Origin of the sequence: Streptomyces albicerus (genome assembly GCF_008905045.1) — a bacterium.
GTDB lineage: Bacteria > Actinomycetota > Actinomycetes > Streptomycetales > Streptomycetaceae > Streptomyces > Streptomyces albicerus.
Genome location: NZ_VWMY01000050.1, coordinates 42,348 through 54,966, shown reverse-complemented (window position 1 = coordinate 54,966; position 12,619 = coordinate 42,348). Strand labels below are relative to the sequence as shown.

Below are 12,619 nucleotides of genomic sequence, written 5' to 3'. Positions count from 1 at the left end.
CTTTCGCAACGCTTTCAACGCTGTTACGTTCACGTCGCCCGGCGGCGGCAACGGCGCAGTCGGCAAGTCGACAGGAGCGGCGGACGGGGCCGCCTTCTGTGAGCACACGGGCTTTCACCCTCAAGGAGAACTCATGCGGCGTGGCATAGCGGCCACCGCACTGGTGGCGTCCCTCGCCCTCGCGGCGACGGCCTGCGGCGGCGACAGCGACAGTGGCGAGGCGGACGGCCCGGTCACCATCACGTGGTGGGACACGTCCAACGCCACCAACGAGGCACCGGTGTACAAGGCCCTCGCGAAGGAATTCGAGAAGGCCAACCCGGGCATCAAGGTCAAGTACGTCAACGTGCCCTTCGACCAGGCGCAGAACAAGTTCGACACCGCCGCCGGCTCCAAGGGCGCCCCGGACATCCTGCGCTCCGAGGTCGGCTGGACCCCGGCCTTCGCGAAGAAGAGCTACCTGCTGCCCCTCGACGGCACGGAGGCCCTCGCGGACCAGAGCAAGTTCCAGGCCAGCCTGATCGAGCAGGCCAAGTACGAGGGCAAGACGTACGGTGTGCCGCTGGTCACCGACACCCTCGCGCTGGTCTACAACAAGGAACTCTTCGAGAAGGCCGGCATCAGCGAGGCGCCCAAGACCTGGGCGGACCTGAAGAAGGCCGCCGCCACGATCAAGGACAAGACCGGCGTCGACGGCTACTGGGGCTCCACCCAGGCCTACTACGCGCAGTCGTTCCTCTACGGCGAGGGCACCGACACGGTCGACGCCGACGCCAAGAAGATCACCGTCGCCTCGGCCGAGGCCAAGAAGGGCTACGAGACCTGGCAGGGCCTCTTCGACGGCAAGGGCCTGCACAAGGCCGACACCACCGCCGACGCGTACGCCCACATCCAGGACGCGTTCGTCAGCGGCAAGGTCGCCGCGATCGTCCAGGGCCCCTGGGAGATCACGAACTTCTACAAGGGCTCGGCCTTCAAGGACAAGGCCAACCTCGGCATCGCCACCGTCCCGGCCGGCTCCAGCGGCAAGGCGGGCGCCCCGACCGGCGGCCACAACCTCTCCGTGTACGCGGGCTCGGACAAGGCCCACCAGGAGGCCTCGCTGAAGTTCGTGAAGTTCATGACCTCGGCGAAGTCCCAGGAGACCATCGCCCTCAAGAACTCCACGCTGCCGACCCGCGACGACGCCTACACCGCCGAGGTCAAGGCCGACCCGGGCATCGCCGGCTACCAGGGCGTGCTCTCCGCCGCGCAGCCGCGCCCGGCACTGCCCGAGTACAGCTCCCTGTGGGGCCCGCTCGACACCGAGCTGCCCAAGATCGCCGGTGGCAAGGAATCGCTGGACAAGGGCCTGAGCAACGCGGAGACCGCGATCGCCAAGCTGGTCCCGGACTTCAGCAAGTGACCCCGAGTGGCCGTCGGATCCGACTGGGGGGACGGATCCGACGGCCATCGGCCTGTCCGTGCGACCCGACCAGCCCGGATCAGCCCGTGATCCTCCAGAACGTGCGCCCCACCCCTGATTTTCCAGAAGGTGTCGAACCATGACAGTCGTCATCGACCGCGCGACCGGCAAGCGCCGCGGTGACCGGGCCCCGCGCCCCGGCCCGCTCCAGCGCCTGAAGCACTCGTACCAGAGGTACTGGTACGCGTACGCGATGATCGCCCCGGTGGTCGTCGTGCTCGGCGTGCTGGTCCTCTACCCGCTGGTGCGGGGCATCTACCTGACGTTCACCGACGCCAACAGCCTCAACTCGGCCCGCACGATCGGCGTCAACCACATCGACGCCACCTACAAGTTCATCGGCCTGGACAACTACGCCGACATCCTGTGGGGCCCCACCGCGTACGACCGCTTCTGGTCGCACTTCATCTGGACGATCGTGTGGACGGCGCTGTGCGTCCTGCTCCACTACGCCATCGGCCTCGGCCTCGCGCTGCTGCTCAACCAGAAGCTGCGCGGCCGCACCTTCTACCGGCTGATCCTGGTCCTGCCCTGGGCCGTGCCGACCTTCGTCACCGTCTTCGGCTGGCGCTTCATGCTCGCCGACGGCGGCGTCATCAACTCCGTGCTCGACACGCTGCATCTGCCGTCGCCGCTGTGGCTGGAGGACTCCTTCTGGCAGCGCACGGCCGCGATCATGGTCAACACCTGGTGCGGTGTGCCGTTCATGATGGTCTCGCTGCTCGGCGGACTGCAGTCCATCGACGGCGCCCTGTACGAGGCCGCCGAGATGGACGGCGCCAATGCCTGGCAGCGCTTCCGGCACGTGACCCTGCCGGGCCTCAGGTCGGTCAGCTCCACCGTCGTCCTGCTCGGCGTCATCTGGACCTTCAACCAGTTCGCCATCATCTTCCTGCTCTTCGGCGACACCGCGCCGGACGCGCAGATCCTCGTCACCTGGGCCTACTACCTGGGCTTCGGCCAGCAGCCGCGCGACTACGCGCAGTCCGCCGCGTACGGCGTCCTGCTGCTCTCCATCCTGATCGTCTTCACCTCCGTCTACCGCCGCTGGCTGGCCCGCAATGAGCAGCAGCTCGCGATCTGAGGCAGGAGTCCCCATGAGCACCACAGCAGTCCAGAGCTCCGCCCCGGCGGACCAGGTCCCCGTGGACACCACCCCGGCGGGCAGGGGACGGCGGCGCGGCGAGCGAGGCCTCGCCGGCTCGCTCACCTCGCACGGCATCCTGATCGTCGCGAGTCTGATCGCGCTCTTCCCGATCGCCTGGCTGGTCTACCTGTCCCTCGGCCCGGACAAGGACGACTACCTGCACCCCGAGGACATCCTCGGCAAGATGACGCTCGACAACTACTCGTTCGTGCTCCAGCACACGCCCTTCTTCGACTGGCTGTGGAGCACGGTCGTCGTGTCGCTCGGCACGACCGTCATCGGTGTGCTGGTCGCCGCCACCACCGGCTACGCGGTCTCCCGCATGCGCTTCCCCGGCTACAAGAAGTTCATGTGGGTCCTGCTGGTCACCCAGATGTTCCCGGTCGCCGTGCTGATGGTCCCGATGTACGAGATCCTTTCGGAACTCCAGCTCATCGACAACTACTTGGGCCTGATCCTCGTCTACTGCTCGACCGCCGTGCCGTACTGCGCCTGGCTGCTCAAGGGCTACTTCGACACCATCCCCTTCGAGATCGACGAGGCCGGACGCGTCGACGGGCTCTCACCCTTCGGCACGTTCGCGCGACTGATCCTGCCGCTCGCCAAGCCGGGCCTGGCCGTGGCCGCCTTCTACAGCTTCATCACCGCGTTCGGCGAGGTCGCCTTCGCCTCGACGTTCATGCTGTCCGACACGAAGTACACGTTCGCCGTCGGTCTGCAGAGCTTCGTCAGCGAGCACGACGCGCAGCGCAACCTCATGGCCGCCACCGCGGTGTTGGTGGCCATCCCGGTCTCCGCGTTCTTCTACCTTGTGCAGAAGAACCTGGTGACCGGACTGACCGCGGGCGGCACGAAAGGCTGACGCCCTTGACACCTCCGACGTCTCGTTGTGGAAGTACCGCCTGCCGGGTGGCGCCCGGCCCTCCGCAGGCGCCACCTTGACGACAGGAGCCAAGCTCCCGTGCGTTCACCGCGCGGGTGGCGGCCGCGGTGTCCCTCCGACCCCGCCGGCACCGCGGCCGCCTCGTCCCAGCGCCGTACGCACACCCACCCATGACCGAACTCCTTACGCATCAAGGATGTTATGAGCCAGCACTCCGCCGACCCGGCCCCGACCTCCGCCCTCGTCACCGTCGCCGACCGCCGCGACTGGTGGCGCGACGCGGTGATCTACCAGGTCTATCCGCGCAGCTTCGCCGACAGCGACGGCGACGGCATGGGCGACCTGGAGGGCGTACGTTCCCGACTCCCGTATCTGCGCGACCTCGGCGTGGACGCCGTGTGGCTCAGCCCCTTCTACGCCTCGCCGCAGGCCGACGCCGGCTACGACGTGGCGGACTACCGGGCCGTGGATCCGATGTTCGGCAACCTGCTCGACGCCGACGCACTGATCCGCGACGCCCACGACCTCGGCCTCCGGATCATCGTCGACCTCGTGCCCAACCACTCCTCCGACCAGCACGAGTGGTTCAAGCGGGCCGTCGCGGACGGGCCGGGCTCGCCGCTGCGGGACCGCTACCACTTCCGCCCGGGGAAGGGCGTCGACGGTGAACTCCCGCCCAACGACTGGGAGTCCATCTTCGGCGGGCCCGCCTGGACCCGCGTCACCGAGCCGGACGGCACCCCCGGCGAGTGGTATCTGCACCTCTTCGCGCCCGAGCAGCCCGACTTCAACTGGGACCACCCGGCCGTCGGCGACGAGTTCCGCTCGATCCTGCGGTTCTGGCTCGACATGGGCGTCGACGGCTTCCGCATCGACGTGGCCCACGGCCTGGTGAAGGCGGCCGGCCTGCCGGACCTGGGCGCGCGCGACCAGGTGAAACTGCTGGGCAACGATGTCATGCCGTTCTTCGACCAGGACGGCGTGCACGAGATCTACCGGGCCTGGCGGATCGTCCTCGACGAGTACGCGGGCCAGCGCATCTTCGTCGCCGAGGCATGGACCCCGACGATCGAGCGCACCGCCAACTACGTGCGCCCCGACGAACTGCACCAGGCCTTCAACTTCCAGTATCTGAGCACCGATTGGGACGCCGGGCAGCTGCGCTCCTGCATCGACCGCACGCTCGACGCGATGCGTCCCGTGGGCGCCCCCGCCACCTGGGTGCTGTCCAACCACGACGTGACCCGGCACGCGACGCGGTTCGCCAACCCGGGCGGGCTCGGCACCCAGATCCGTACCGCCGGGGACCGCGAGCTGGGCCTGCGCCGGGCACGTGCCGCGACACTCCTGATGCTCGCGCTGCCCGGGTCCGCCTACCTGTACCAGGGCGAGGAGCTGGGCCTGCCGGACGTCGTCGACCTGCCGGACGAGGTGCGCCAGGACCCCGCGTACTTCCGGGGCGCGGGCCAGGACGGGTTCCGCGACGGGTGCCGGGTGCCGATCCCGTGGACCCGGGACGGCTCGTCGTACGGCTTCGGCAGCGGCGGCAGCTGGCTGCCCCAGCCGGACGGCTGGGGCGAGTTGAGCATCGAGGCGCAGACCGGCGTCGTGGGCTCGACCCTCGAGCTGTACCGGTCCGCGCTCGCCGTACGCAGCGAGCAGCCCGACCTCGGTGCGGGCGACCGCGTCGAGTGGCTGAAGGCACCCGAGGGCGTCCTCGCCTTCCGCCGCGGGGCGTTCACCTGCACCACCAACACCGGCGGCGAGGCGGTGACCGTCCCGGCGTACGGGCGGGTGCTGCTCACGAGCGGCGAGACGACCGGCGGGATGACCGGCGAGGTGACCGTGACGGACGACGGCGAGGCGAAGCTGCCGGCCGACACCACAGTGTGGTGGACCGATAACTGACCGTCCATCACCCGAGGGGTTCTGCAAGAACTTTCCGGAATTTTCAGAAGCCCGTCTTCCGCTCCGGAAGGCGGGCTTCTACTATCTGGCGCACCGCATGGCTGTTGAATCTTGCAGCAAGAACCTTCAATGGAGAAGGACCCCCACATGGCCAAGAGAGCTCTCTGTGGCGCGCTCGCCCTCGCGGCGGCCGCGCTCGTCGTCCCCGCGAGCACCGCGGGCACCGCGCACGCCTCCCCGCCCGGCACCAAGGACGTCACCGCCGTCCTCTTCGAGTGGAACTTCGCCTCGGTCGCCAAGGAGTGCACCAACCGCCTGGGCCCCGCCGGCTACGGATACGTCCAGGTCTCGCCGCCCGCCGAGCACATACAGGGCTCGCAGTGGTGGACCTCGTACCAGCCCGTCAGCTACAAGATCGCCGGCCGGCTCGGCGACCGAACCGCCTTCCAGAACATGGTCAGCACCTGTCACGCGGCGGGCGTGAAGGTCGTCGCCGACACGGTCATCAACCACATGTCGGCGGGCAGCGGCACCGGCACGGGCGGCTCGTCCTACACGAAGTACGACTACCCGGGCCTGTACTCGTCGTTCGACTTCGACAACTGCACCTCGCAGATCACCAACTACCAGGATCGCGGGAACGTCCAGAACTGCGAACTCGTCGGGCTCGCCGACCTGGACACGGGTGAGGAGTACGTCCGCGCGACCATCGCCAAGTACATGAACGACCTGCTCTCCCTCGGTGTCGACGGCTTCCGCGTCGACGCGGCCAAGCACATCCCGGCCGCCGACCTGGCCAACATCAAGTCGCGGCTGACGAACCCCTCGGTGTACTGGAAGCAGGAGGCCATCCACGGCGCGGGCGAGGCGGTCCAGCCCAGCGAGTACACCGGCAACGGCGACGTCCAGGAGTTCCGGTACGCGTTCGACCTCAAGCGGGTCTTCAACAGCGAGAACCTCGCCTACCTGAAGAACTACGGTGAGGGCTGGGGCTACATGAACAGCGGCGTCTCCGGCGTCTTCGTCGACAACCACGACACCGAGCGCAACGGCTCCACGCTCAGCTACAAGGACAACGCCAACTACACCCTGGCCAGCGTCTTCATGCTGGCGTACCCCTACGGCGCGCCCGACATCAACTCGGGCTACGAGTTCTCGTCCACGGACGCGGGCCCGCCCAACGGCGGTACGGTCAACGCCTGTTGGCAGGACGGCTGGAAGTGCCAGCACGCCTGGCCGGAGATCCAGTCGATGGTCGCCTTCCGCAACACGACGCGCGGCGAGTCCGTCACGAACTGGTGGGACAACGGCAACGACGCCATCGCGTTCGGCCGCGGCAGCAAGGGTTTCGTGGCCATCAACCACGAGTCGTCGTCCCTGACCCGCACCTACCAGACCTCCCTCCCGGCGGGCACGTACTGCAACGTCCAGAGCAACACGACGGTCACAGTGAACGGCTCGGGCCAGCTGACGGCAACCCTGGGCGCGAACACGGCACTGGCGGTCCACTCGGGCAAGTCGAGCTGCTGGCGCGCAGGCTTGGTTGAGGGCCCGGCCCGTCGCTCCTCGGCGGTCCGGGCCCTCCGCGCGGACGCACCGCTTTAGAAATTTCTTGCTACGGATTTCAAGACTCTTGCTGTAAACCTTGCGTAAGCGATACGGTCACGCCGGCGCCCGGCACCGTGGCCGTGCCGCGGCGAGGGGGCGGACCCAATTGAGCCGTATTCGCTAGGAGTTCACGCCTGTGGCCCTGATACCGAGATGGCCGGCGCCCAGGGTGCGCCGTACCGCGCACCGCAGACGGATCGCGGCCGTGGCCGCTGCCGCCCTCGCCGTCACCCTCGCCCAGCCCCTCGCCGCGCGGGCCGAGACCCCGCCCGCACCCCCGTCGGACGCGGCCCTCGCCAAGACGGCCGCCCGTAACGACCTGACCCGCGAGCAGTTCTACTTCGTCCTGCCGGACCGTTTCGCCAACGGGGACCGGGGCAACGACGAGGGAGGTCTCACCGGGTCGCGCCTCGACACCGGGTACGACCCCACCGACAAGGGCTTCTACCAGGGCGGCGACCTCAAGGGGCTGACCAAGAAGCTCGACTACATCAAGGACCTCGGCACCACCGCCATCTGGATGGCGCCGATCTTCAAGAACCAGCCCGTGCAGGGCACCGGCAAGGATGCCTCGGCCGGCTACCACGGTTACTGGATCACCGACTTCACCCAGGTCGACCCGCACTTCGGCACGAACGAAGACCTCGAGAAGCTCATCGACAAGGCCCACGCCAAGGGCATGAAGGTCTTCTTCGACGTCATCACCAACCACACCGCCGACGTCGTCGACTACGAGGAGAAGTCCTACTCCTACCTCTCCAAGGGCGCCTTCCCGTATCTGACGAAGAACGGCGAGCCCTTCGACGACGCCGACTACGCGGACGGGACCAAGCGCTTTCCATCCGTGGGTAGCGACTCTTTCCCGCGTACGCCCGTCGTGCCCGCCGCGAAGAAGAACCTCAAGGTTCCGTCGTGGCTCAACGACACGTCGATGTACCACAACCGCGGTGACTCGACCTTCGCCGGCGAGAACTCCACGTACGGCGACTTCTCCGGCCTCGACGACCTGTGGACCGAACGTCCCGAGGTCGTCAGCGGCATGGAGAGGATCTACCAGCGGTGGGTCAGGGGCTACGACATCGACGGCTTCCGGATCGACACCGTGAAGCACGTCAACACGGAGTTCTGGACCCAGTGGGCCACCGCCCTCGACGCCTACGCGGCCAAGCGCGGTCGTGACGACTTCTTCATGTTCGGCGAGGTGTACTCGACGGACACGTCGATCACCTCGCCGTACGTCACCCAGGGCCGCCTCGACTCCACGCTGGACTTCCCCTTCCAGGACGCGGCCCGCGCGTACGCCTCCCAGGGCGGCAGCGCGAAGCGGCTGGCCTCGGTCTTCGGGGACGACTACAAGTACACGACGGACAAGGCCAACGCGTACGAGCAGGTCACCTTCCTCGGCAACCACGACATGGGCCGCATCGGGTACTTCCTGAAGCAGGACAACCCCAAGGCGTCGGATGCCGAGCTGGTGAAGAAGGACAGGCTCGCGAACGAGCTGATGTTCCTCAGCCGCGGCAACCCCGTCGTCTACTACGGCGACGAGCAGGGCTTCACCGGCGCGGGCGGCGACAAGGACGCCCGCCAGACCCTGTTCGCGTCCCGGACGGCCGACTACCTGGACGACGACGAGCTGGGCACCGACCGTACGCACGCCGAGGACGCGTACGACAAGAGCGCACCGCTCTACAAGCAGATCAGTGCTCTCGCGAAACTCCGCAGGGACAACCCCGCCCTCGCGGACGGCGTACAGACGGAGCGGTACGCGGCCGACGGCGCCGGCGTCTACGCCTTCTCCCGCACGGACGCGAAGACGGGCGTCGAGTACGTCGTCGCCGTCAACAACGCCGACGAGGCGAAGGAGGCAACCTTCGCGACCGGCTCGGCGGGCATGACGTTCCGCGGGATCTACGGCACCGACGACGCGCTGAAGAGCACCGGCGACAAGAAGGTCACCGTCACCGTCCCGGCCGGTTCCTCGGTCGTGTTCAAGGCGGCGGGCAGGCTCACGGAGCCTGCGGCCAAGCCCACCATCACGCTGAAGGCTCCCGCCGCGGGCGCCACCGGCACCGTCGAGCTCTCCGCCGACGTGGACGGCGGTCAGCTGGGCCGCGTCGTCTTCGCCGCCCAGGTCGGCAACGGCAAGTGGCGAACGCTCGGCTCCGCGGACCACGCCCCGTACAAGGTCACTCAGGTCGTCGGCAAGGACGTACCGGCCGGAACCGCCCTGCGCTACAAGGCGGTTGTGATCGACTCGGCAGGGCGTACGGCCGGTGCCACGGCCGCCTCCACCACCGGCACCCCGCCCGCCGAGGAGGTCCCGACCGCCTCCTCGCGCGAGTACGCGATCGTCCACTACAAGCGCGAGGACGGCGACTACACCGACTGGCGCCTGTACGCCTGGGGCGACATCGCCGACGGCGAGGGCACCACCTGGCCCGCGGGCCACGACTTCGTCGGCCGGGACGCCTACGGGGCCTTCGCCCACGTGAAGCTGAAGCCGGGCGCGTCGAACGTGGGCTTCCTCGTCATCGACAAGGACGGCAACAAGGACGTCTCCGCCGACCGCACGATCGACGTCACCAAGACGGGCGAGATCTGGGTCGAACAGGGCAAGGAGACCGTACGGACCGAGCGGCCGACCGCCGACTATCCGGCACCGGACAAGACCAAGGCCGTACTGCACTACCACCGCGCCGACGGGAACTACGACGGCTGGGGTCTGCACACCTGGACCGGAGCCGCCAACCCCACGGACTGGTCGAAGCCCCTGGAGCCGGTGAAGACTGACGCGTATGGCGCTGTCTTCGAGGTGCCGCTCACCGAGGGTGCCACCAGCCTCAGTTACATCATCCACAAGGGCGACGAGAAGGACCTGCCCGCCGACCAGTCGCTCGACCTCAAGGCCGACGGCCACGAGGTGTGGCTCTTGAACGGCCAGGAGAAGTACCTCCTCCCACAGCCCGCCGGCAGCGCGGCCGCACTCGACCTGACCACCTCCAAGGCGGTCTGGATCGACCGGAACACGGTGGCGTGGAACGGCAACGAGGCGGCCGCCTCAACCCAGTTGCTGTACTCCCGCGGCGGCTCCATCAAGGTCGAGGACGGCGCCCTCGTCAGCGACGACGAGCGCTGGCTGCGGCTGGACAAGGCCACGCTCACCGACGCGCAGAAGGCCAAGTTCCCGCACCTGAAGGACTACCCGGCCTGGTCCGTCGACCCGCGCGACCGGGACCGGGTGCGTGAGGCGCTGCGCGGCCAGCTGGTCGCCTCCCAACGAGCGGCGAACGGCGCCGTGCTGGCGGCGACAGGCGTGCAGATCGCGGGCGTGCTCGACGATCTGTACGACGCGACGAAGGCCGACCTCGGGCCGACATTCCGGGATGGCCGCCCCACGCTTGCCGTCTGGGCGCCCACGGCGCAGGACGTGTCGCTGGAGATCGGCGACCGAGCCGTGCCCATGAAGAGGGACAACGCCACCGGCGTCTGGTCCGTCTCCGGTCCCAAGTCCTGGAAGAACAAGCCCTATCGGTACGTCGTGAAGGTGTGGGCGCCCAGCGTCCGCGAGGTCGTCACCAACAAGGTCACCGACCCGTACTCGGTCGCCCTCACCGCGAACTCCGAGCGCAGCCTCGTCGTCGACCTCGGCGACAAGTCCCTTGCCCCGAGCGGCTGGTCGGGCCTGAAGAAGCCCGCGGCTGTCCCGCTGAAGGACGCGCAGATCCAGGAGCTGCACATCCGGGACTTCTCCGTCGAGGACAAGAAGGCGCAAAGCCCAGGCACCTACCTCGCCTTCACCGACAAGGACAGCGCCGGCTCCCGGCACCTCAAGAAGCTTGCCGAGTCCGGGACTTCGTACGTCCATCTGCTGCCCGCCTTCGACATCGCCACGATCCCCGAGAAGAAGACGGACCAGGCGACCGTCGACTGCGACCTCGCCTCCTACGCCGCCGACTCCGAGAAGCAGCAGGAATGCGTGGCGAAGATCGCCGCGAAGGACGCGTACAACTGGGGCTACGACCCGTACCACTACACGGTGCCGGAGGGCTCGTACGCCACCGACCCCGACGGGACGGGCCGTACCGTCGAGTTCCGGAAGATGGTCAAGTCGCTGAACGAGGACGGCCTTCGGGTCGTCATGGACGTGGTCTACAACCACACCACCTCGAGCGGTCAGGCCGACACCAGCGTGCTCGACAAGGTGGTCCCCGGCTACTACCAGCGGCTCCTCGCCGACGGCAGCGTCGCGACCTCCACCTGCTGCGCCAACACGGCGCCCGAGAACGCCATGATGGGCAAGCTGGTGGTCGACTCGATCGTCACCTGGGCCAAGGAGTACAAGGTCGACGGCTTCCGCTTCGACCTGATGGGCCACCACCCGAAGGCCAACATCCTGGCGGTCAGAAAGGCCCTCGACGCGCTCACCCCCGCCAAGGACGGCGTCGACGGGAAGAAGATCATCCTGTACGGCGAGGGCTGGAACTTCGGCGAGATCGCGGACGACGCCCGCTTCGTGCAGGCCACGCAGAAGAACATGGCCGGAACCGGTATCGCCACCTTCTCCGACCGGGCCCGTGACGCGGTGCGCGGCGGCGGCCCGTTCGACGAGGACCCCGGCGTCCAGGGCTTCGCCTCCGGCCTCTACACCGACCCCAACTCCTCGGACGGCAACGGCACTTCGGCCCAGCAGAAGGCCCGCCTGCTGCACTACCAGGACCTGATCAAGGTGGGGCTCTCCGGCAACCTCGCGGGGTACGCCTTCACCGACACCAGCGGCAAGGAGGTCAAGGGCTCCGAGGTCGACTACAACGGGGCACCCGCCGGATACGCGGACGCGCCCGGCGACGCCCTCGCGTATGCGGACGCGCACGACAACGAGTCGCTGTTCGACGCGCTCGCGTTCAAGCTGCCCAAGGGCACGTCGGCCGCCGCCCGGGCCCGCATGCAGGTCCTCGCGATGGCCACGGCCACCCTGTCGCAGGGCCCGGCCCTCTCCCAGGCGGGCACCGACCTGCTGCGCTCCAAGTCCCTCGACCGCAACTCGTACGACAGCGGTGACTGGTTCAACGCGATCCACTGGGACTGCCGGGACGGCAACGGCTTCGGGCGCGGGCTGCCGATGGCGGCCGACAACGAGTCCAAGTGGCCTTACGCCAAGCCCCTGTTGACGTCCGTCGAGGTGGGCTGCCCGCAGATCGAGGGGGCCTCGGCCGCGTACCGGGACCTGCTGCAGATCCGTACGACGGAGAGCGTCTTCTCGCTCGGCACGGTCGGCCAGGTGCAGTCGAAGCTGTCCTTCCCGCTGTCCGGCAAGGACGAGACACCGGGGGTGATCACCATGCAACTCGGTGATCTCGTCGTGGTGTTCAACGCGACGCCCGAGAAGCAGGAGCAGCGGATCGCCTCCCTCGCCGGGACGGCGTACACGCTCCACCCGGTGCAGAGGGCGGGAGCGGACTCTACCGTCAAGTCCTCTTCGTACGATCCGGAATCGGGCAGCTTCGCCGTTCCCGGACGCAGCGTCGCCGTATTCGCCCGGGCCGCCTGATAAAGCACTAATTTTGGTGGGGCGGACCCCAAACCTCGTTCCGCCCCACCACCGTGC

General features: G+C 68.2%; 6 protein-coding genes. All 6 read left to right on the top strand.

Annotation, left to right across the window (positions count from 1 at the left end; translation table 11 throughout):
• Nucleotides 1–133: 133 nt before the first annotated feature.
• The 6 genes from GAS53_RS37230 (at nt 134) to pulA (ending at nt 12,562) form a co-directional block, all read left to right on the top strand.
• Nucleotides 134–1,405 (top strand): extracellular solute-binding protein, encoded by a 1,272-nt coding sequence (locus GAS53_RS37230; protein ID WP_151482192.1) that lies wholly within the window; start codon nt 134–136, stop codon nt 1,403–1,405.
• Between the two features lie 139 nt (nt 1,406–1,544).
• Nucleotides 1,545–2,549: a carbohydrate ABC transporter permease gene (locus GAS53_RS37225; RefSeq protein WP_151482191.1), complete on the top strand. Its 1,005-nt coding sequence runs from the start codon at nt 1,545–1,547 to the stop codon at nt 2,547–2,549.
• A gap of 13 nt (nt 2,550–2,562) precedes the next feature.
• Nucleotides 2,563–3,474: a sugar ABC transporter permease gene (locus GAS53_RS37220; protein ID WP_151482190.1), complete on the top strand. Its 912-nt coding sequence runs from the start codon at nt 2,563–2,565 to the stop codon at nt 3,472–3,474.
• 222 nt (nt 3,475–3,696) lie between these two features.
• Nucleotides 3,697–5,403 carry a glycoside hydrolase family 13 protein gene (locus GAS53_RS37215; protein WP_151482189.1) on the top strand — a complete coding sequence of 569 codons (1,707 nt, stop codon included), beginning with the start codon at nt 3,697–3,699 and terminating at the stop codon, nt 5,401–5,403.
• 147 nt (nt 5,404–5,550) lie between these two features.
• The gene (locus GAS53_RS37210) at nt 5,551–7,008 is read left to right on the top strand and encodes an alpha-amylase (protein ID WP_151482188.1); all 1,458 of its coding nucleotides are present in this window, start codon (nt 5,551–5,553) and stop codon (nt 7,006–7,008) included.
• 145 nt (nt 7,009–7,153) lie between these two features.
• Nucleotides 7,154–12,562, top strand: a complete 5,409-nt coding sequence (gene pulA / locus GAS53_RS37205; protein WP_151482218.1) for a pullulanase-type alpha-1,6-glucosidase — start codon at nt 7,154–7,156, stop codon at nt 12,560–12,562.
• Nucleotides 12,563–12,619 lie beyond the last annotated feature (57 nt).